Source organism: Streptomyces acidiscabies, from assembly GCF_020010905.1.
GTDB lineage: Bacteria > Actinomycetota > Actinomycetes > Streptomycetales > Streptomycetaceae > Streptomyces > Streptomyces acidiscabies.
Window position 1 is genome coordinate 2,303,946 of record NZ_JAGJBY010000002.1, and the last position, 20,837, is coordinate 2,324,782.

The 20,837-nt window shown below is 70.6% G+C and carries 14 protein-coding genes; 10 read left to right on the top strand and 4 right to left on the bottom strand.

All coding sequences use genetic code 11. From position 1 onward, the window contains the following. The first annotated feature begins 46 nt into the window (after nucleotides 1–46). Nucleotides 47–1,615 (top strand): carboxylesterase/lipase family protein, encoded by a 1,569-nt coding sequence (locus tag J8M50_RS37115; protein WP_050987133.1) that lies wholly within the window; start codon nucleotides 47–49, stop codon nucleotides 1,613–1,615. A 92-nt stretch (nucleotides 1,616–1,707) separates the two neighbouring features. Here the strand turns inward: J8M50_RS37115 and J8M50_RS37120 are convergent, their stop codons facing one another. After that, on the bottom strand, nucleotides 1,708–2,763 hold the full coding sequence (locus J8M50_RS37120) for a LacI family DNA-binding transcriptional regulator (RefSeq protein ID WP_010351016.1): 1,056 nt from the start codon (nucleotides 2,761–2,763) through the stop codon (nucleotides 1,708–1,710). Nucleotides 2,764–2,936: 173 nt separating this feature from the next. Beyond that, nucleotides 2,937–3,908 (bottom strand): homocysteine S-methyltransferase, encoded by a 972-nt coding sequence (gene mmuM, locus J8M50_RS37125; RefSeq protein ID WP_010351017.1) that lies wholly within the window; start codon nucleotides 3,906–3,908, stop codon nucleotides 2,937–2,939. A 127-nt stretch (nucleotides 3,909–4,035) separates the two neighbouring features. On the opposite strand from mmuM, the gene J8M50_RS37130 reads away from it, so the two are divergent. The 4 genes from J8M50_RS37130 to J8M50_RS37145 all read left to right on the top strand — a co-directional run bounded on the left by J8M50_RS37130 (nucleotide 4,036) and on the right by J8M50_RS37145 (nucleotide 8,590). Beyond that, the gene (locus J8M50_RS37130; protein WP_010351019.1) at nucleotides 4,036–5,406 is read left to right on the top strand and encodes an amino acid permease; all 1,371 of its coding nucleotides are present in this window, start codon (nucleotides 4,036–4,038) and stop codon (nucleotides 5,404–5,406) included. A 495-nt stretch (nucleotides 5,407–5,901) separates the two neighbouring features. Next, complete coding sequence (locus J8M50_RS37135) at nucleotides 5,902–6,144, top strand: hypothetical protein (RefSeq protein WP_141655534.1); 243 nt, start codon at nucleotides 5,902–5,904, stop codon at nucleotides 6,142–6,144. 90 nt (nucleotides 6,145–6,234) lie between these two features. Further along, a complete protein-coding gene (locus J8M50_RS37140) occupies nucleotides 6,235–7,179 on the top strand; it encodes a glycoside hydrolase family 43 protein (RefSeq protein WP_010351021.1) in 945 nt (314 codons plus the stop codon). A 1-nt stretch (nucleotide 7,180) separates the two neighbouring features. Beyond that, nucleotides 7,181–8,590 (top strand): RICIN domain-containing protein, encoded by a 1,410-nt coding sequence (locus tag J8M50_RS37145; RefSeq protein ID WP_029183466.1) that lies wholly within the window; start codon nucleotides 7,181–7,183, stop codon nucleotides 8,588–8,590. 61 nt (nucleotides 8,591–8,651) lie between these two features. Here J8M50_RS37145 and J8M50_RS37150 read toward each other — a convergent pair whose 3' ends face one another. Beyond that, on the bottom strand, nucleotides 8,652–10,358 hold the full coding sequence (locus J8M50_RS37150; protein WP_010351024.1) for a rhamnogalacturonan lyase B N-terminal domain-containing protein: 1,707 nt from the start codon (nucleotides 10,356–10,358) through the stop codon (nucleotides 8,652–8,654). A 240-nt stretch (nucleotides 10,359–10,598) separates the two neighbouring features. Between J8M50_RS37150 and J8M50_RS37155 the strand changes: the two genes are divergently transcribed. The 5 genes from J8M50_RS37155 (at nucleotide 10,599) to J8M50_RS37175 (ending at nucleotide 20,057) form a co-directional block, all read left to right on the top strand. Continuing rightward, complete coding sequence (locus J8M50_RS37155; protein ID WP_010351025.1) at nucleotides 10,599–11,642, top strand: rhamnogalacturonan acetylesterase; 1,044 nt, start codon at nucleotides 10,599–10,601, stop codon at nucleotides 11,640–11,642. Nucleotides 11,643–11,790: 148 nt separating this feature from the next. Further along, nucleotides 11,791–13,458: a DUF2264 domain-containing protein gene (locus tag J8M50_RS37160; protein ID WP_010351027.1), complete on the top strand. Its 1,668-nt coding sequence runs from the start codon at nucleotides 11,791–11,793 to the stop codon at nucleotides 13,456–13,458. A gap of 73 nt (nucleotides 13,459–13,531) precedes the next feature. Then, nucleotides 13,532–18,763 carry a caspase family protein gene (locus J8M50_RS37165; protein WP_010351028.1) on the top strand — a complete coding sequence of 1,744 codons (5,232 nt, stop codon included), beginning with the start codon at nucleotides 13,532–13,534 and terminating at the stop codon, nucleotides 18,761–18,763. Continuing rightward, a complete protein-coding gene (locus tag J8M50_RS37170) occupies nucleotides 18,760–19,608 on the top strand; it encodes a hypothetical protein (protein WP_010351029.1) in 849 nt (282 codons plus the stop codon). The genes J8M50_RS37165 and J8M50_RS37170 overlap by 4 nt, the downstream gene beginning before the upstream one ends. Nucleotides 19,609–19,688: 80 nt before the next feature. Beyond that, nucleotides 19,689–20,057 (top strand): VOC family protein, encoded by a 369-nt coding sequence (locus tag J8M50_RS37175; protein WP_010351030.1) that lies wholly within the window; start codon nucleotides 19,689–19,691, stop codon nucleotides 20,055–20,057. Nucleotides 20,058–20,107: 50 nt separating this feature from the next. Here the strand turns inward: J8M50_RS37175 and J8M50_RS37180 are convergent, their stop codons facing one another. After that, the gene (locus J8M50_RS37180) at nucleotides 20,108–20,707 is read right to left on the bottom strand and encodes a TetR/AcrR family transcriptional regulator (RefSeq protein WP_010351031.1); all 600 of its coding nucleotides are present in this window, start codon (nucleotides 20,705–20,707) and stop codon (nucleotides 20,108–20,110) included. Nucleotides 20,708–20,837 lie beyond the last annotated feature (130 nt).

Below are 20,837 nucleotides of genomic sequence, written 5' to 3' on the forward strand. Positions count from 1 at the left end.
TCTGGTACTACCCGGTGCACGAGTGGCGGCGAAGGGCTGGTGGCAGATGAGGCCAGTGGTCAGGACTCCCTACGGCGACGTACGCGGCAGGTATGAGAACGGCATCTCGGTCTTCCGGGGTATCCCGTACGCGGCGCCCCCCTTCGGACCCCGGCGGTTCAGACCCCCGGTGCCGCCCGAGCCGTGGACCGGCGTCCGGGACGCCGGGGAGTTCGGGCCGACGGCGCCGAAACCCCCGTACTCGGAAGCCTTCGCGCAGTTCCTGTCCGACCCCGACATCTCAGGGGACGACTGCCTCAATCTCAACGTGTGGACACCCGAGCCAGGGCCAGGCGCCCGGCTCCCGGTCGTCGTCTGGTTCCACGGCGGCGCGCTGACCAGGGGTTCTTCCGCCGTTCCGGTGTACGACGGGACACCGTTCGCGCGGGACGGGATCGTGTTCGTGTCCCTCAACCACCGGCTCGGCGTCGAGGGCTACGGCCTCTTCCCGGACACCCCCGCCAACCCCGGACTGCGCGACCAGCTCGCCGCCCTCGAATGGGTGCGCGACGCGATCGGCGCGTTCGGCGGCGACCCCGACCGCGTCACCCTGATGGGGCAGTCGGCCGGCGCGATCAGCATCGGCGCCCTCATCGCCGCACCCCAGGCGCAGGGCCTGTTCCGGCGGGCCGTGCTCCAGAGCGGGGCGCCCGAGGCGTCCGACCGGGACAAGGTGCGGCGCATGGTGCGCCGGATGGCGAACCGGCTGAAGATCCCGGCGACCGCCGAGGCGTTCGCGGCCGTCGACCGGGAGGTACTACTCCGCACGCAGTACGAGGTCGGACGGCTCTCCAGCCCCGTCCTCGGCGGGCCCGCGTTCGGGATCGTCACCGACGGCGACCTCGTGCCCCGCGACCCGCTCCAGGCGCTGATCGACGGCGACGTCGCCCGTGACGTGGACCTGCTCGTCGGCTGGACCAGCGACGAGTACCGGCTCTGGCTCGTCCCCGGCGGACTCGTCGAGCGCGTCGACCGGCTCGGACCCGTCGCCCTCGCGGGGGCCATGGCCCGCTGCCACTGTGGCTCCGAGGTACCACGGGGCTACCGCGCCCTCCACCCGGACGCCGGACCCGCCGAGATCGTCGGCCAGATGGTCACCGACCACATGCTCCGCCGCCCCCTGCACCGGCTCGCGGACTCCCGGCCGGGTACGTCATACCTGTACGAGTTCGCCTGGCCCTCCGGACGCCCCGGACTCGGCGCCTGCCACTCCCTCGAACTCGGCTTCGTCTTCGATGCCGGGGACTCGCCGGACTCCGTCAAGCTCGCGGGAGAAAACCCGCCGAAAACGCTTGCTGCCGAGGTGCACGGGGCGTGGACGCGGTTCGTGAAGACCGGGGACCCCGGGTGGGAGGCGTGGGACGCGACGCATCCGGTGCGGGTGTTCGGGGACGGGCCGACGCGGACGGCGCTCGGTCCCCGGGACGCCGATCTCGCACTGTGGGACGCCGAGCCGGCCGTACCGCACCAGGCCGAGGCCGTTGTGGAACCACTTCCCGCACGTTCTCTACGGGGGACCGAGCTGCGGTCGGTGGTACGGAGGCTGCGGCGGACGGGGTCCGGTAAGGCGGGGTAACCGGTTACATTCCGTTGCTGTTCGGCAAGACGGGGTAACCGATTACTGCCTGTTACTGCGAGCCCCCTCGCGTCACCGCACGCCTTCGTATCTCACCGCGCGTCTTTGGGCGGCTTCACCGAGTCCCGGACGACCACATGCGTCCCCAGCAGCAGATGCTCGTCCGACGCGCCCGGCGTGCGGCCCAGGGCCGTGCGTACGGCGACGCGGCCCAGCTCTTCGTACGGCACGTGGACCGTCGTCAGCGCCGGGTACAGGTCACGGGCGTACGGGATGTCGTCGTACCCGGCGAGCGAGACGTCGTCCGGGACCTTCAGGCCCGCCTCGTGCAGGGCCGTCAGCGCGCCCGCCGCGACCATGTCCGTCGCCGCGACGACCGCCGTGAAGTCGAGGCCGTCCGCGAGGGCCTGGCGCATCAGGCGGTGGCCGGAGTCGCGGGTGAAGTCGCCGTGCAGGACGAGTGCGGGGTCGACCTCGACGCCGCGTGCCCGGTGCGCGCTTGTGTAACCGCGTTCACGGCCTTGCGCCGTCGTGTGGTCCGGGCGGCCACCGAGGAACAGCACCCGGGTGTGGCCCTGCGCGAGGACGTGGGCGACGAGGGCGTGGGCGCCGGACTCGTTGTCGTACTCGATGACCGTGACCGGCGCGCCCGGGTTCAGCGGGGGGCGTCCGCACAGCACCAGGCGGGAGCCCGCCGAGGCCAGCAAGTCGGCCATTCTCGTGGTGCGTTCACGGTATTCGGGGGTGTCCGCCGTGCCGCCCACGAGGATGACGGCGGCGGCCCGCTGCGCCCGCATCATCTCCACGAACTCGGTCTCCTGGCGTACGTCGCCCTCCGTGCCGCACACCAGACACAGGTGGCCGTGGCGCGCGGCCTCGCGCTCCACGCCGTACGCCATCAGCGCGAACGACGGGCCGGTGATGTCCTCCAGGACGAACGCGAGCGTGGGTGTGCCGACCCCGGCGACCGCCTTCGCGCGCGCGTCGGCGACGTAGTCCAGGTCCCGCACCGCGCGCATCACCCGCCCGCGCGTCTCCGCGCTCACCGGGTACACCCCGCCCAGCACCCGCGACACGGTCGCCGCGGACACCCCGGCGCGGGCCGCGACGTCCCGGATCGTGCTGCGCTCCCCGCTCTTCCTGGTCATGTTCCGCCCCTCTTCGCCCCGTGCCGCGCCCCGTGGGACCGGTGTAGAAACCCGTGCGGTAACCGCTTACTGCCGGAGGCTGGTCCGCGCCCCCGTGGAACGGCGGAAACAGTCCGGGTAAACGGTTCCCAGCGGGGAGGCTAGCAGCGTGTCCAGGACCCCGGGGCCCGTGCTTACCGGGCCGCCGCCGCGAGCGTCTTCGCGATCGACGCGATGGCCTCCGGGCCGACCCGGCAGCAGCCGCCGATCAGGCGGGCGCCCGCTGCGCTCCAGCCCTCGACCTCCTCCGGCGCGAACGACGAACTGCCCGTCCAGGTACGGGCGTTCGCGTCCCAGCCCTCACCGCTGTTCGGGTAGACGACCACCGGCTTGCCGGTCACGCGGGCCGCGATCTCGACCGCCCTCGTCGCGTCGCCGGGGGCGCAGCAGTTGACGCCGACCGCGATGATCTCGTCCACGTCCGCCGCCAGCGCGAACGCCTCCTCCAGGGGCTGTCCGGCGCGCGTGCGGTCGCCCTCGACGCTGTACGACAGCCAGGCGGGGGTGCCGAGGCCGCGCACGACCTCCAGGAGCGCCTTGGCCTCGTCGGTGTCGGGGACGGTCTCCAGGGCCAGGACGTCGGGGGCCGCCGCGGCCAGCGTTTCGATGCGGGGGCGGTGGAAGGCGGCCAGTTCGGGGACGGTGAGGCCGTAGCGGCCCCGGTACTCGGAGCCGTCGGCGAGCATCGCGCCGTACGGGCCGATCGAGGCGGCTACGTAGAGGGGGCGGGGGGCGGTGCCTGTGCCGGCGCCGGGCCTGGTGCCGAGGGCGTCAGCTGCCTGCGCCCTCCGTGCTGCCTCCCGCGCCAACTCCACGCTCTGTACGAGGAGTTCGCTCGCCCTCTCCCGCTCGATGCCCCGCTTCGCGAACCCCTCGTACGTCGCCTGGTAACTCGACGTGATCGCGACGTCCGCCCCCGCGAGGAAGTACGCGAGGTGCGCCTGCGTGATCGCCTCCGGCACCTCCGCGAGGAGCCGCGCGGACCACAGCTCGTCGCTCAAGTCGTGCCCGGCGGACTCCAGTTGGTTGGACATGCCGCCGTCGAGGACGAGGGAACCGGCGGCGAGGGCCTCGGTGAGGAGCGGGGCGGGCGTTTCGCTGGTCATGCTCCGACGCTAGTCGACACGGCGCGGGTCGGCCGAATGTGTCCAGTTCATGAACGAACTGCCCACGATGTGGGATGCGGGGATACGATCACGCCCCCTCGTCCCGAAACCGTCCCCTGGAACCACGATGACCTCCGCCGACACCCCCGAAGCTCCCGCAGCAGCCACTCCCCGCCCGGCGGCCTCCCCCCGCCGCACCTTCGGCCTCACCGCCGCGACCGCCCTCGTCATGGGCAACATCATCGGCGGCGGCATCTTCGCCCTGCCCGCCGCCGTCGCCCCCTACGGCACCCTCAGCCTCCTCGCCTTCGTCGTCCTCTCGGTCGCCGCGGTTCTTCTCGCCCTGCTCTTCGGCAAGTTGGCCAAGCGCAGCCCCGTCACCGGTGGCCTGTACGTCTATCCGCGCGACGCGTTCGGCCCGTTCGCCGGGTTCCTGTCGGCCTGGTCGTACTGGACGATGTGCTGGGTCTCCATCGCCGCGCTGGCCGTCGCGGTCGTCGGCTACGTCGACGTACTGATCCCGCTGCACGGCAACCACGCGCTCGAAGGACTCGTCGCGCTGCTCGCGCTGTGGCTCCCGGCCGCCGCGAACTTCGCGGGGACCCGCTGGGTCGGGACGGTCCAAATCGTGTCCACGGTACTGAAGTTCGTCCCGCTGCTGCTCGTCGCGACGATCGGCCTCTTCTTCGTCGACATGGACAACTTCGGCCCGTTCAACGCGACCGGCGACAGTGTCCCGGGCGCACTCGCCGCCTCCGCCGCGCTGCTCCTCTACAGCTTCCTCGGCGTCGAGTCGGCCGCCGTCAGCGCGGGCGAGGTAGAGAACCCGGAGCGCAACGTGGGACGCGCGAGCGTACTCGGCACGCTGGCCTCGGCGTTGGTGTACATCCTCGGTACGGTCGCCGTCTTCGGTCTCGTTCCGCACGCTCAACTCGTCGAGTCCGGCGCCCCGTTCGCCGACGCGGTGAACGCCATCACCGGTGGCACCTGGGGCGGCACCGCCATCTCGCTCGTCGCCGTCGCGTCCATCGTCGGCTGCCTCAACGGGTGGATCCTCCTCGCGGCTCAAATGCCGTACGCCGCCGCGCGGGACGGCCTGTTCCCGAAGCCGTTCGCGAAGGTCGGCAAGGGGGGCGTCCCCGGCTTCGGCGTGTGGGCGGTCGCCGTGCTCGGCACCGCGCTGATCGGCCTCAACTACACGGCGGGACCGGACACCACGTTCCGAGTCCTCGTGCTCATCACGACGTTCACCGGATGCGTGCCGTATCTCCTGTCCGCGGCGGCCCAGTTGTACTGGCTGGCACGCGGCACCCGCGAGCGCGTACGGCCCGCCGGGCTCGTCCGCGATCTGCTCGTCGCCGGGCTGTCGTTCGGGTTCTCGTTCTGGCTGATCGCCGGGGCGGGGTATGCGGCGGTGTATCAGGGCGCGTTGTTCCTGTTCGCGGGGATTCCGGTGTACGTGTGGCTGAAGGGACGTCAGGAGGGGCCCGAGGCATAGGAGTTGACCAGCCTGACCTCGTGATCGACGGCGTCACCGCCGGGGTGTGGAGGGCGAGCGGTCGGCCGTCGTGAAGGTCCTCGCCCGCACGAATCCGGTACGACGGAGGTCTGGTCGGCGTACGGCCTGCGTGCGCCCCGGCTGCTGGCCTGCGGTGGGGGCCCTGGCCGAGCGAAGCCGAGAGCTTGGCGGGCGGCGACGTCGCGTTGTGGGCTGGAGGACGTACCGGGCGACTCCGCGACGTCCTGACCGCTGGACCGGCACATCGCGCACGCGCGACGGCTGGGCCGGGCACAGGGCACCGGACCGGCGGTCGGGGAGACGTGTCTCAGCAAGCGGTTCCTGCGCCGTTACATCGCCGCGGCGGCGACCGGCGTAAGCCTCCTGGGCGACGACGAGGCATGGCGACGCCCCCTCGTCCACGACCGCTTCCCGCCCGGCCTGCGCACCGCGATGGTCCGCCTCCACCACGACCGTGACTGGTTCCTCGACGTCATGGAGAACCTGCCCCGCGCTGGCGAGAACCGGCTCGACTACGGCGCCACACGCACGGCGTCGGCCGAACTCCGCTACCGCGAACGCGGGTTGGTGCTCGCGTTCCTGGGGGAGCAGGCGCGGCAGCCGGCGGTGGAACCAGAGTTCCCGCCCGCCCCAGCGGACGCTGACAGCCCTCTCGCCGAAACCCCTCGAAAAAAGTTTGGGAAAACGCTTTCTCTCAAGTCACGTCAGACCCGTTGACCTCGTCGTAACGCACCCTTACCTTTTCGGCGTTCGGAATGTCACATTCTGTTCGCAGTGTCGAACACCGCTCGTGAGGTGCGCCCCCGCATGAACCCCCTCGTCCTCAACCGCGCCGACCCCCAGGCGCTCCGGCACACGGACGGCCACTACTACTTCACGGCGACCCACCCGGAGTACGACCGCATCGTCCTGCGCCGCTCCCGTACCCTCGAAGGTCTCGCCGAGGCCCCCGAGTCGGTGATCTGGCGGGCCCACCCCACGGGCGAGATGGCCGCTCATATCTGGGCCCCGGAACTCCACCGGGTCGGCGACGCCTGGTACGTGTACTTCGCCGCCGCTCCGTCGCAGGACGAGTGGAAGATCCGCATCTGGGTCCTGGAGAACCTGAACGACGACCCCTTCGAGGGGAGTTGGACGGAGAAGGGCCGCGTCGAGACGGAGTGGGACACCTTCTCGCTGGACGCGACCACCTTCGTACACAACGGAGTTCAGTACTTGGCCTGGGCCCAGGCGGACCCCACCCGCGAGGGCCACAACACGGCGATCCTGCTCTCCGCGATGGAGAACCCGTGGACCCTGACGGGCCCTCAGTCCGTCCTGTCCGCACCGGAGTTGGAGTGGGAGTGCCGGGGTCACAAGGTGAACGAGGGCCCGTACGTCGTCGAGAGGGACGGCCGGATCCACCTCACCTACTCCGCGAGCGCCACCGACCACCACTACTGCGTCGGCCTCCTCACCACCGACGCGGAAGCGGACCTGCTCGACCCGGCCGTATGGACGAAGTCCCCGCACCCGGTCCTCGCCACCAGCGAGGCCAACAGTGTCTACGGCCCCGGCCACAACTCGTTCACGGTCGCCGAGGACGGCGAGACGGACGTGATCCTCTACCACGCCCGCTCCTACAAGGAGATCGACGGCGACCCCCTGAACGACCCCAACCGCCACACCCGCATGCAGCCGTTCGGCTGGAACCCGGACGGCACACCGGACTTCGGCGTCCCCAGCGCCGACACCGCTAAGGAGAGTGCGTGAGATGAGACGTGTGTACGCGATCCTGATCGCCCTCTGTACGGCCCTGGCCGGCGCCCTGGCCCTGGCCGGTCCAGCCCAGGCCGCACCCCAGACGCTCCCCAACGGCGTCCAGTTCACCGACACTTCGGGCAGCGTCGTGCACGCCCATGGCGGCGGTGTCATCAAAGTCGGCTCCTACTACTACTGGTTCGGCGAGGACCGCAACGCCGACAACACTTTCCGCTCGGTGGACGCCTACCGTTCGACCGACTTGAAGACGTGGGAGTTCCGCAACCGCGTTCTCACCCAGTCCAGCGCCTCGGAGTTGGGCACGGCGTACATCGAGCGCCCGAAGGTCATCTACAACGCGTCCACGGGCAAGTTCGTGATGTGGATGCACAAGGAGAACGGCGTCGACTACGGCGAGGCCCGTGCGGCGGTCGCCGTCTCCGACACGGTCGACGGCAACTACAGCTACCAGGGCAGCTTCCGACCCCTCGGGCAGTACATGTCGCGTGACATCACGGCGTTCGTCGACACCGACGGCACCGGCTACATGGTGTCGGCGGCGAACGAGAACTACGACCTCCAGATCTACAAGCTGACGGCCGACTACACCGCGATCGACAGCCTCGTCGCCAACCCCTGGGCGGGCGGCCACCGCGAGGCCCCGGCCCTCTTCAAGCGCAACGGCGTCTACTTCATGCTGACTTCGGGCGCCACCGGCTGGAGCCCCAACCAGCAGCAGTACGCCACCGCCACGAGCCTCGCCGGTCCCTGGTCCGCGATGACGAACGTCGGCGACTCGACGGCATACGGCTCGCAGACCGCGTACGTCCTTCCTGTCCAGGGGACTTCGGGCACCTCGTACCTCTACATGGGCGACCGGTGGGGCAACTCCTTCGGTGCCACCGTCAACGACTCCCGTTACGTGTGGCTGCCGTTGAGCTTCCCCAGCAACACCTCGCTGTCGATGTCGTGGTCCCCGGAGATCACCGTGGACACCGCCGCCGGGACCGTGACCGGGGTCAGCGCCACCTACAACACCCTTGTCGCGCGGCACAGTTCGAAGTGCGCGGACGTCGCGAACCAGTCCCTCGCGACCGGCGCCGCGATCAGCCAGTACACCTGCAACAGCGGCGGCAACCAGAAGTGGTGGTTCAAGGACCTCGGCACCGGCTACTACCAACTCATCGGCCGCCAGAGCTCGTTGTGCCTCCAGGAGAACGCGAGCAGCGTCACCCAGGAGAACTGCGGCAGCGCGACGACCCAGCAGTGGAGCGTCACCGCCTCGGGCAGCTACTGGCTCGTGAAGTCCCGGGCGAGCGGCGAGTGCCTCGACGTGAACGGCGGGTCGACCGCCAACTCGGCGGCGATCATCACGTACACGTGCAACGGCGCCACCAACCAGCAGTGGACGCGGGGCAGTTGACGCACCTCTAAAAGAAAGGGGGTCGGAGTCCATGAAGACCCCGGCCCCCTGGCTCAGTTGGCTACGCCAGCAGATCGATCGCGTCGATCGCCGTCCCCGCGCTCAGGAACCCGGTCGACCCCGACCCGCTCACCACGTTGATCTTCAGCGTGTTGTACTGGCTCGTGTCGGTGAGCCACGCGCTCGCCGGAACGCTGTACGTGAACGTGTAGTTGTTCCCCCGGTACGACCCGTTCGTCAGCGACCGCGTGCTCGGCTGCGTGGGCGGCGAGGGGATCGGCGACGTCCAGGAGTCGTTGACGACGACCTGCGGACGGCCGTTCGCGTACGCGGTGGTGACCCCGATCCGCAGCGTGTGCGCGGCGGCGGCCTGCGCGGCCGTCAGCTTGAAGTACACGATCAGACCGCTGTTGACGTCCTTCCAGAGGTAGCAGGGGAAGGCGGACGTCTCGCTGCCACTGCCGATCACGACGTTCCCGGTCCACGCCGAGGCGCGTACGTCGGAGGGGTGCGCGTACGTCATCAGGTCGGCGTTCTTGAACCCGCCCGGCGTCCCGTTCCAGTCGCCGATCCGCCAGATCGTCCCCGCGTTGGAGGGGTCGTTGGAGGACGGGATCGCGATGGAGTTGAGGGTGGTCGTCCCACCGGCGGTGACGCTCACCGACGTGGTGTAGACGGCGAGTTCCCCCTTGAACACCGTCAACGTGTACGTCCCCGGCAGGACTTGGCCGATCGAGAAGAAGCCGTCCGAGGAGCGCGCCGAACCCCAGTACTGGGCCGCTGAGTTGGCGAGGCCCACCGTGTACGCGTACGCCGTGTTGCGCCCGGTGATGCCGACGCCCGCGACCCGGCCCCGGCCGCCCGAGGCGACGTACCCGGAGATGCCGAGCGAGTCCGCCCAGGACGTCGTCAGCGTGCCCGCGTACAGCGAGGAGGAGGGGGCGCCGCCGTCGGTGAGGGCGATGACGTACGGGCCCTGGAGGCCGAAGCGTTCGTCCTCCGTCTGGTTCTGCGCGTAGTGCAGGATCTCGTACAGGCCGCCGCCGTCCGCGCTCTGGTGGCGCAGCAGCGAGCGGTAGAAGGGGCCGCCGGACGCCTTCTCGTGGTTGGAGCGGACGATCCACAGGCCGACGCCGTTCGCGCTCCAGCCGACGTAGTTGTAGTCGATGACCCGCAGCTTCGAGTAGTGCTTCGAGCGGGTCTGGCCGTCGGACTTCTGGAACACGTCCGACGCCTCGATGGTCGTCGGCGCGTAAGTGTAGGAATCCGGCTCGTCGTTGAGGAACAGACCCGCCTTGACGCGCAGGATGAAGCGGGTCGACGCGACCGACGTGTCCGCGCGGTTGGTCCACAGGTAGACGTTGTTCTCGCCGCTGCGGGCCGCGTAGTAGTGGCGCAGCGTGCCGTAGGCCACCGAGACGAGGATCGTCGAACCGGACTGCGCGATCGTCACCGCCGAGGCGCCGAGCCCCGACTCGATGTGCGAGTTCTTGCCGCCGTAGCCCTGGTACTCGGTGCCCTTGTAGACCAGCGAGGACAGGTCGCCGTTGGACTTGCTGACCTTGAAGACGAGGCTGGCGCCGGTGTCCACGACGTAGTTGGAGCCGTCGTCGCTCCAACCGAAGCCCGCCGCCGAGGCGTTGGCGCTGAGAGGACCGGCGAGGGCGGCGGTTCCGGCGGCGGCTGCGGCGCCGACGACGAAGGCGCGGCGGCCAACTCCCGTCGCGGAGGCGGCTCTTGAGTTTTCGGACATGGTGTTTTCGGACATCTGAGGAGCCTCCTGTGGGGTGGGGGATCGAGATGTGGGGGGTGGGTGCGGGTGCCGGGCCCACGTCGGCTCGACCGGCCTCCGGCAGTCAGCAGAGTGACAGTTGAATCGATTTCGCGAAAGGGCTTTCGCTTGCAGGAGGTTGGCAATCATGTGAAATGAGTCCAGAGTCTAGAAAGCGCTTGCCGAAGCGGGTACGGTCCTGCCGCCAGGCCCTGTCGCACCCATGAGGAGCAGCGAGTGAGACGTTTCAACATCGCCGTGCTGGCGGCGCTGACCCTGAGCACCGCCCTGTCGGCGGCCCCCGCCCAGGCCCACCCCGGCGGCCCGCGCCTCGGCCTCGACAACTGCACCGCCACCGCATGCCACTTCGACGTCCCGCCGGGCACGTACGACGTGAAGGTGCTCCTCGGCGGCGACGCGGCGTCCGCCACGAGCATCACCGGCGAGACCCGCCGCTCCCTCCTCCCGGAGACGGCCGTACCCGCCGGAGAGCGCACCGCCCGCAGCTTCACCGTCAACGTCCGTACGCCGGAAGGCGAACCGACCGGACCCGACGGCACCCCCGGCCTCGACCTCGCCCTCGGTGGCGCGGCCCCCGCCCTCGCCGGCATCCAGGTCACCCCCGCCAGGCACGCCCGTCAGATCTTCCTCGTCGGCGACTCCACGGTCTGCGACCAGCCCGGCGACCCGTACTCCGGCTGGGGCCAACAGCTGCCCCAGTACCTGCGCAAGGGCATCTCCGTCGCCAACTACGCGGATTCCGGGGAGAGTACGGTCACCTATCTGGCGAACCCTCAACTCTGGGCCACCGTCCAGCCGTTGATCCGACCCGGTGACCTCGTCCTCGTCCAGCTCGCGCACAACGACAAGACGACCGACGAGGCGACGTACCGCGCGAACCTGGAGGCCCTCGTCGCCGGGATCCGGGAGAAGCAGGGGCGGCCCGTCCTCGTCACGCCCATCGTCCGGCGCTGGTTCAACTCCGACGGCACGCTCAACAACGGAACCGCCCTCCTCGTCAACGGACTTGGCGTCGACCACCCGGCGGTGATCCGCTCCGTCGCGGCGGCCGAGGACATCCCGCTGATCGACCTCACCGCCAAGACCAAGGCGCTCGTCGAGTCGCTCGGGCCCGAGGGGTCCAAGGCGATCTACCTCTACAACGAGAAACGCGACAACACGCACACATCCGTGCATGGAGCGACGGTGTACGCGGAACTCGTACGTGACGAACTCGCCGCACAACACCTCGTACCGGAGGGCTTGGTGAGGGAAGGGTGACTGGGGTGGCGTTACCCGGGGAATGAGCCCGTACGAGCCCCTGGGGCGTCCCGACCGGAACCGGGGCGCCCCAGGTTCATGAACGCACGGCCGAACAGGCGCCGTACGCCTGGAAGTTACCGGAAGCCGGAAGCAAGGACACCCGCACATGCACCTCCCCCCTCCCGACCCCGCCCTCAGCCCGGCAACCGGTTACACCCGCGCCCACTGGGAGCGGGCCGCCGACACCCTCCTCGCCGCGACCGAGCCGTACGCCACCCCCGACCGCGCCCTCTACCACTTCCCCGGCGACCGCCAGAGCTGGTCCGGCCGCCTCTCCGACGGCCTCGAAGGCTACGCCCGCACCCTCCTGCTGGCCGCGTTCCGCCGCGACGAGACGGCACTTGAGCGCTACGCGGACGGCCTCGCGGCCGGGACAGCGGGCGTCTGGCCGAAGATCGAGCACCGCAGCCAGCCCCTGGTCGAGGCCGCGTCCATCGCCCTCGCCCTGCGCCTGACCCGCCCCCTCCTCTGGGACCGCCTCGACGACGCCGTCCAACAGCGCGCCGCCGCCTGGCTCACCGACGGCCTCACCGCCGAACCCTGGCCCTGCAACTGGGAGTTGTTCCCCGTCACGGTGGGCGGCTTCCTGGAGTCCATCGGCCACGAACCCGAAGCCTCCCGCCGCGCCGTCGACCACGGCCTCGAACGCATCGAGCAGTGGTACGTCGCCGACGGCTGGTACACCGACGGCGACGGCCGCAAGTTCGACTACTACAACGGCTGGGCGATGCACCTCTACCCGGTCCTGCACGCGTGGCTCGCGGACGACGAGAAGCTGCTGGACCTCTACGGAGGCCGCCTGGAACGCCATCTCGCCGACTACGCCCGCCTGTTCGGCGCCGACGGCGCACCCCTGCACCAGGGCCGCTCCCTGACGTACCGCTTCGCGACGACGGCCCCGCTCTGGCTCGGCGCCCTCACCGGCCGCACGCCTCTGGAGCCCGGCGAGACCCGCCGCCTGGCCTCGGGAGCCCTGAAGTACTTCCTGGACCGCGACGCGGTCTCCCCGGAGGGCCTCCTCACCCTGGGCTGGCACGGCCCCAACTCCGATGTCCTGCAAGGCTATTCGGGCCCGGCGTCCCCCTACTGGGCCAGCAAGGGCTTCCTCGGCCTCCTCCTGCCCCCGGAGCACGAGGTCTGGACGGCCACGGAATCCCCGTCCCCCTCGGAACGCGAGGACGCCCTCACCCCGCTGCCCGCCCCCAACTGGCTCCTCCAGTCGACCAGTTCGGACGGCATCGTCCGCATCCACAACCACGGCAGCGAGGACACCCGCTACGACCCGTACTACACGCGCCTCGCCTACTCGACGATCACGACGCCCGCACCCGCCCCCGACAACAGCGTGCTCATCGGCGACGACCCCACCCGCACCGACATCACCCCCCTCGGCACGGGCCCCGACTGGATCGCGTCCCACCACACGACGTCCACGGACGCCCGCGTCACGAGCATCACCCTCGCCCAAGGAGCCGTAGAGGTAAGGGCGTTCCTGGTGTCGGACGCCCCCGAGGGAACCCCCGTCCGCATCACGGGCTGGTCCGCGTCCGAGGGCACCCGCTCCGAACTCGTCCAAGTGAAGGGCGACCTCACCGGTCCGGACCCGACCCTGTTCGTCGCCCTCGCGAGGCTCACCGGCGAGGCGGAGCCCGGGGAGTTGGGGGAGGCGGTCGACGTGGAGACAGTGGGAGAAGGGGAGTTGGTGGTCCGGTGGGCCGGGGGCGGCTCGGTGAACGTGCGGATCGGCGTGGGCGAGGTGGCCGTCAGCCGCTGAGACCGTACGGGCGTCACAGAGTGATCACTCCGCTACAGTGGTCCAAATCGCTGATGGGGGCCGGAGGTTGGCGGTGCGCGAATGTCGGCGTTTCTTCATCGCCCTGGGCGTCGAGCGCTACCTGAACCTCCCCGAGCACGAGCAGCTCGGGAGCGTGCCCTCCGACATCCGCGCGGTGCGCGAACTCCTCGCCGGGTTCGGCTACCAGCACGTCCTGCCCGGACTCGGCGAGTACGAGAGCGCGGACCAGATCCGGCAGAAACTCCGGCACTGGTCCGCCGACATCGCGCTCACCCCCGACGACGTCGTGGTCTTCTACTACGCCGGACACGGCCTCGTGCAGGACCGGGACCGGCACTACCTGCTGTGCTGGGACTCGCGGGACGACGAGGACGCCGCGACGACGGCCCTCGCCACCGAGGACCTGGTCCGCATCCTGTGCCGGGGCGACCTGAGCCACCTCCTCCTCGTCCTCGACACGTGCGCGGGCGGCGCCGGCAGCGCCGACGCGACGGCCCTCGCCCTCCAGACGATCGCCTACCGGCGCGGCGGCTCCGGAACGGCCGGCGGACTCTGGTTCCTGGCCTCGGCCCGCCGCAAGGACCTCGCCGAGGAGGGCCGGTTCGCCACCGCGCTGCCCGCCGCCGTACGGGTCACCACCGAACGCACCGGCCAGCGCCAGCAGTTCCTCGACCTGACGGAACTGGTGAAGGCCGTCAACGAACGCTTCGAGGCGGACGGCACCGGCCAACGCGCCGAACTCGCCAGCGGGTTGGTCACCGGACTCGCGCCGTTCCTCCCCAACGCCGACTACCGCGAGGCGCTCCCGCCCATCGGCACCGACCTCGAACTCCAGCGCAGAGCCGCCACCTTGGACCTCGTCGACCACTTCGGGCCCCGCTCGCGCGGAGTCGAGTTCGAGTCCGAGCACGGCCTGTACTTCAGCGGCAGGACCCGCGTCCTCACCGAACTGACCCGCTGGCTCAGCGCCCCGGAGGGCGACGGGAGGGGCCGCGTCGTCACCGGACCGCCGGGCTGCGGCAAGTCCGCCGTCCTCGGCCGGGTCGTCGCCCGCTCCGACCCCGGGTACCGGGCCCGGTTCGACCTCGACGCGCTCGACCCCGCCACCGTCGTACCCGAGAGCTGCGTGACGGCCGCCGTGCACGCCCGGCACAAGCGGCTCGACGAGATCGTGGAACGCATCGCCGTCCATCTCGGCATCGACGTCGACGGCACGGCCGCGCTCCTCCAGGAGCTCACCCGGCGCGGGCGGGCCGGTTCCCCGACCGTCATCGTCGTGGACGCCGTGGACGAGGCCGGCTCCGACACCGCAGCCGACGCGGGCGGCCACGGCGAACCCCGGCGCATCACACGGGAGTTGCTCCGGCCGCTGTCGGAGATACCCGGCGTACGGCTCCTCGTGGGCACCCGCCCCGAACTCGTCGGCCCGCTCGGCGCCACCTTCCACCCCATCGACCTCGACCGCCCCGGCTACCGGGCGGAGCGGACGGACGTCGCCGGGTACGTCACCAAGATGCTCCTCGCCGAAGAGGAACCGCAGGTCCCCAGCCCCTACCGGGACCGGCCCGCACTGGCCCGGGAGGTCGCGGTCGCCGTCGCCGCCAAGGCCGCCGGGGTGTTCCTCTACGCCCGGACCACGGCCCGCACCCTGCGCTCCGACCGCACCCCCGTCGACGTCCACCGCCCCGGCTGGGCCGACGACCTGCCCAGCGAGATCGGCGAGGCGTTCGACGACTACCTCGCCCGCTTCGGCCCCGACGAACCCCGGGTCCGCCGCATGCTCCTCCCACTCGCCTTCTCCGAAGGCACCGGCCTGCCCCGGGGCCGGATCTGGACGTCCCTCGCCACCGCCCTCGCCGGCAGAGAATGCACAGAAAGCGATATCACCTGGTTGCTGGACGTCGCCGGCGCGTACGTCGCCGAAGTCGTCGACGACGACCGGCGCTCGGTGTACCGGCTCTACCACAAGGCCCTCGCGGAACACCTGCGCCGGGCCGCCGGGCGCACCACCTCCGAGGTCCAGACCGCCGTCCACCGGGCCCTCGTCGACGTCGTCCCCGCCCTCCCCGACGGCGGCCGGGACTGGTTCGCCGCGCCGCCCTACGTACGGCAGCACCTCGCCACCCACGCGGCGGCGGCCGGTCTCCTCTCCGACCTCATCGCCGACCCCGGGTTCCTGCTGGCCTGCGAACCCCTGGGCCTGCTACGGGCGTTGGCGTCCGTCGACGGCGACGCACCGCGCCGGATCCGCACGGCGTACGAACAAGTCGCCCACCGCCTCACCCCCGACCGGCCGCTCGGCGACCGCGCCGCCGACCTCCAGCTCTCCGCGCGGCGCTGCGAGGCCAACGAACTCGCCGAGCGCATCGACCGGTTGGGGGTTTCGCTGCCGTGGACCGCGCGGTGGGCGTGGTGGTCGGCGAGCGGTACGCATCGGTTGTTGAGCGGGCATGCGGATCGGGTGGACTGTGTGGCGGTCGGGGATCTCGACGACCGGCCGATCGCCGTAACCGGCAGCCCGGACGCGACAGTTCGGGTGTGGGACCTCACGACGCAGCGGCAGATCGGGGAGCCGTTGCGGGCGGGGGTGGCGGTGGGGGCGGTGGCGATCGGTGAACTCGGGGATTACACCGTCGCGTTGGTGGGGCGGGTGGATGGGGCGATCCAGGTGTGGGATCTGTCTGCGGGGCAGCCGTACGGGGGTTCGTTGATCGGGCACACCAACAGCGTTCAGGCGATCAGTATTGGGCTGCTCGGGGATCTGCCGGTGGCGCTCAGCGCTGGGAACGATGGGACGGCCAGGGTCTGGGACCTGGTCGAGCGGCGGCAGTTGGGGGAGTCGCTGCTCGGCCACCGCAGGACTGTGCGGGGAGTTGCGCTCGCGACTGTCGAGGGGAGGTTGGTGGCTGTCACGGGTGGGGACGATCGGGCGATTCGGGTGTGGGACTTGAGTGGGTTGGGGGAGGGGGAGAGTGCTCGCTCTCTCGGTAGCCCCTTGATCGGGCCTGCGGAGTCGGTCACCGCGCTGTGTGTGGGAGAAGTCGACGGCCGTACCACCCTGTTGGTGGGAGACCTCAGCGGGCTGCTGAGCCTGTGGGATCTGGCAGAGCGGCGTCAGATCGGCCAACCCGTCGTCGCTCACCGGTACTTCGGCCGCAGTGGGGTTCAATCCGCCGTGTTCGGACGCTTCGACGGGCGCCCGGTCGCGCTCACCTGCGGACGCAAGGAGACCAGGTTGTGGGAACTCCCGGGCTTGCGTCAGGTCGGCCCGCCACTCCGTGGACACGTGGACCACATCCAGGCTGCTGCGTTGGCCTCTCGCGGTGACACCTCGCTGGCGGTCACGGTCGGCCGCGACCGTACGGCCCGGATCTGGGACCTTTCCGCCGACCAGCCGGAGGAAGGGCACAGCGGTCAGGTCCACAGCGTCGCTCTGTATCAGACGAGTGACATGTCGGCGGTGATCACCGGAGGCGGGGACGGCACAGCCCGGCTCTGGGATCTGCGCGGGCACGTCCCGGTCGGGCCACCCATGACAGGGCACTTCGGGAGGGTCCTGGCCGTGGCTCTCGGCAGCGTGGACGGACGCCTCGTCGCGCTCACCGGGGGAGAGGACACCCAGGTCAGGATCTGGGACCCGTTGACAGGCAGTCCCGTGGGGGAGTCTCTGGCCGGACATACCAACTCCGTGCGATGCGTCGCTCTGGGGGTTCTGCGCGACACGCCGGTCGTCGTGAGCGGAAGCGGGGACGGCACGGTTCGTGTCTGGGACCACGCAACCGGACGCCTGCGGACACCCCCGCTGGCGGGACACATCGGCGGCGTGCAGTACATGGCCGTACGCGCGGTCGGCCAGGGCATGGAGATCGCCGTCGCGACTGCCCTCGGACACGCCTACCTTTGGCGGGTCACTGAGCCGCAAGTCGGCTTGCCAGAAGCTCACTTCGACCTCAAGAAGCTCTCTCTGAACACCGATGCGATCGGAGTGACTTTCCTCGACGACCGTCCCGTTGTCCTGTCGACATACGAGGGAAACGGCGTCCACGTCCACAACATCGTGACCCGGGAACGCGTGGGTTCCCCGCTCCTCGGGCACACCGACTGGGTCTCGCGCGCGAGTCTCGCCAAGGTTCAGAATCGCACTCTGGTGGCCTCTATAGGCTCCGACGACAGCGTGCGGGTGTGGGACCTGGCTACCGGGAGTCCCCTGGGTCCGCCGCTCGAATGCTCGACCAGGGTGTCGGAGGCAGCGAAGTCCCCCGCACCGGCTCTCGGGACGGTCAACGGCACACCGGTCGCCGTGAGCGCCGACAACCGGGAGGTGCGCGTGTGGAACCTGGCGACCATGCTTCCTTCCGGCGAGCCGCTGAGCGGCGCCGACCGGAGTCTCGTCTCGGCGGACATCGTCCAGGTCTCTGGCGGCCGTTCAGCTCTGGTGACCGGCAGCTACTTCAGGGGTGTACGGCTGCACTCCCTTGAAGACGGGCGACAGATCTCGCTGCACATCACCTCCACCGGCTCCGGGCTCTACTCCGCGGCGAGCACGAGGGCGAGAGGCCGGCCGGTGGTGGTCACGAGCAGTTGGTCGGGCGCCGACGTCTGGGCCCTGGAGCCACTCGAGCGGTTGAGCAGGCGCTTCGGCACCACGTGGAGAGCCTTGCCGCACACCTTCGACGGCCTGACGTTCGTGGTCTCCGTGGCGGGTGATTTCACCTTGCACGCCTGGGAGTTGGACACCCAGGTGCCGTACGGCCCACCGATGACCGGCCATACCGCCCGCGTCGCCGCCCTCCAAGGCGGCCCGCCCGGCGCCGAACACCTCCTCGCCAGCGCCTCCCTGGACGGCACCGTCCGCCTCTGGGACCTCCGCACCGGCGCCCCCGCCGCAGACCCGATGACAGACCACGCCATGGGCGCACACAGCGTCGACTTCCTCCGCCTCGACTCCACCGACCTCCTAGTCTCCGGCGCAGGCGACGGCACCCTCCGCTTCTGGCACCCCCTCACCGGCGAACCGGCAGGCCACCACCTCGCCCCCTTCCCGTCCCCCGTCCGAGCCCTCGTCTGCGCCGAAGTCCACGGCACCCCCCTCCTCGTGGCCGGCGACGGCTTCGGGCTCCTGCGGATCTGGAACACCCGTGACTCCGGCTGGACGACGGAACTGGACGTCGGCAGCGGTATCAACGACATCGCCGTTGCAGAAACCGGTTACGTCTGTCTCGCCACCGAGATGGGAGCCGTAGCACTCGGACTCGCCTCGGCCGACCCCGGAGAGACCCCATGACCCGCGTCGTCCTCGTCCACGGCATAGCTCAGCAGCACAAGGGCCCCGAGAGCCTGCTCACCGACTGGTACCCGGCGCTCAGCGACGGCGTCACCTTGAACGGCGGCGCGCTGGACCGCAAAGACGTAGCAATGGCTTTCTACGGCGATCTGTTCCGCCTCCCGGGCCACCGGGGCGTGGGTGTCCCGGACTGGGACGCGTCGGACGTCGAGGAGGGCTTGGAAGAAGACCTCCTGCTCGCCTGGTGGGAGGCGGCGGCGAAGGCCGAACAACCCGTGCCGGGACCGGAGTTGGCGGCCAGAGGTCGCACGCCTCACCGGGTGCAGCGAGCCCTGGACGCCCTGAGCCACTCGGCGTTCTTCGCCGGACTCGCCGACCGGCTGCTGATTTCGGACGCCCGTCAGGTACGCCGCTACTTCACGGAGCCGGACGTCCGCACAGCGGTCCGCGCCCGTCTCCTCGACACGCTCACCGAGCGGACGGAGGTGGTGATCGCCCACTCCCTCGGCTCGGTCGTCGCGTACGAAACCCTGTGCGCGCACCCGGAGTTGCCGGACCTGACCCTGATCACCCTCGGCTCGCCCCTCGCCGTGCACGGCTTGGTCCTCGACCGCCTCGACCCGCCCCCGTACACGGACCGCGCCCGCTGGCCCGCCTGCGTCACCCGCTGGACCAACATCGCCGACCGGGGCGACGCCGTCGCCCTGAACAAGGAACTCGCCCCGGTCTTCGGCCCTCGCGTCACCGACCGTCTCGTGCACAACGGCGCGAAGGCGCACGACGTCCGGCCGTACCTCACGGCACGCGAGACCGGCGAGGCGGTGGCGACGGCGCTGCGGCGTTAGGGCTTCAGCCGCGCGCGGGGAGGGAGCCGCCGTCGAAAAGGGGTTCGCGATCGCCGTCGCGTTGCACAAAGATTTCTGTCATGACCTCACTCATCAAGCACACCACGATCGACTCCCACGACGCCTACGCCCTCGCCACGTTCTGGTCGAAGGTCCTCGGCCACCCCCTTCAGAAGGAAGACCGCCCCGGCGACCCCGAGGCCCTCATCGAAGGCGCCGGGCTCCTCTTCCTCGTCGTCCCCGAGGGCAAGTCCGTCAAGAACCGCGTCCACTTCGACCTTCAGCCGCAGGACCGGACCCGGGACGAGGAGGTGGAGCGGCTGCTCGGACTGGGGGCGACGCTGGCGGAGGACCACCGGAAGCCGGACGGGACCGGGTGGGCGATGCTCCGGGATCCGGAGGGCAACGAGTTCTGTGTGGAGCGGAGTGCCGCCGAACGCCAGGGCTGAGCCGAACGGGGCTGACGCGGAAACGGCGTAGAAGGCGGTTACTGCGCTTTCTACGCCTGCGTTCCCTCACCCCGCGTTCCCTCGCCCCGAGGCCAGTTCACCAGCGCCGAGTGCAGCGCCTCCACCGCCCGGTCCCACGACTCCCGTACGTCCCGCGACGCCCCGAACCCCCCGGCCGCCTCCAGCACGCAGTACCCGTGGAACGTGCTCCGCAGCAGCCGCACGGCGTCCGTGAGGTCGGGCTCGTCGAGGCCGTACGCGCGCAGCATGCCGTACGTGATCTCGGCGGTGCGCCGCAGCGCGGGGGCCTGGGCGACGAGGTCCTGGTCGATACGGATCTGCGTGGCCGCGTACCGGCCGGGGTGGCGCAGGGCGTACTCCCGGTACGCGCCCGCGAACGCGACCAGCGCGTCCTTGCCGGCCCGCCCCGCGACCGCCGCCGAGATGAGGTCGATCATCTCGGCGCCGGCCAGGAACGCGAGGCGGGTCCGCAGCTCCTGGAGATTCTTGACGTGCGAGTAGAGGCTCGCGTCCTTCACGCCGAACCGCCGGGCCAGCGCGGACAAGGTGACGTTCTCGAACCCCACCTCGTCGGCGAGCTCGGCGGCGGCCCCGACGAGCCGGTCCACCGTGATTCCCGCGCGTGCCATGGGGCGCCTCCGTCCGTGTCCTAGGCGGGATCCTAGGACACTTAGGCAGGCGGCGCGGGGCGGGTTACGGCAACGCCGGGCAAGCGGTTGCAGCAACGCTCCGGAAAACGGTTGCTGCAACACAGGCGTA

Bases quoted from the DNA above. Each gene is read 5' to 3' on its own strand.
- mmuM (WP_010351017.1), bottom strand. From the start codon at position 3,908: ATGACCAGCGAAACGCCCGCCCCGCTCCTCACCGAGGCCCTCGCCGCC.
- J8M50_RS37150 (WP_010351024.1), bottom strand. From the start codon at position 10,358: ATGTCCGAAAACACCATGTCCGAAAACTCAAGAGCCGCCTCCGCGACG.
- J8M50_RS37180 (WP_010351031.1), bottom strand. From the start codon at position 20,707: ATGGCACGCGCGGGAATCACGGTGGACCGGCTCGTCGGGGCCGCCGCC.
- J8M50_RS37170 (WP_010351029.1), top strand. From the start codon at position 18,760: ATGACCCGCGTCGTCCTCGTCCACGGCATAGCTCAGCAGCACAAGGGC.
- J8M50_RS37120 (WP_010351016.1), bottom strand. From the start codon at position 2,763: ATGACCAGGAAGAGCGGGGAGCGCAGCACGATCCGGGACGTCGCGGCC.
- J8M50_RS37160 (WP_010351027.1), top strand. From the start codon at position 11,791: ATGCACCTCCCCCCTCCCGACCCCGCCCTCAGCCCGGCAACCGGTTAC.
- J8M50_RS37175 (WP_010351030.1), top strand. From the start codon at position 19,689: ATGACCTCACTCATCAAGCACACCACGATCGACTCCCACGACGCCTAC.
- J8M50_RS37140 (WP_010351021.1), top strand. From the start codon at position 6,235: ATGAACCCCCTCGTCCTCAACCGCGCCGACCCCCAGGCGCTCCGGCAC.
- J8M50_RS37145 (WP_029183466.1), top strand. From the start codon at position 7,181: ATGAGACGTGTGTACGCGATCCTGATCGCCCTCTGTACGGCCCTGGCC.
- J8M50_RS37130 (WP_010351019.1), top strand. From the start codon at position 4,036: ATGACCTCCGCCGACACCCCCGAAGCTCCCGCAGCAGCCACTCCCCGC.
- J8M50_RS37115 (WP_050987133.1), top strand. From the start codon at position 47: ATGAGGCCAGTGGTCAGGACTCCCTACGGCGACGTACGCGGCAGGTAT.
- J8M50_RS37135 (WP_141655534.1), top strand. From the start codon at position 5,902: ATGGAGAACCTGCCCCGCGCTGGCGAGAACCGGCTCGACTACGGCGCC.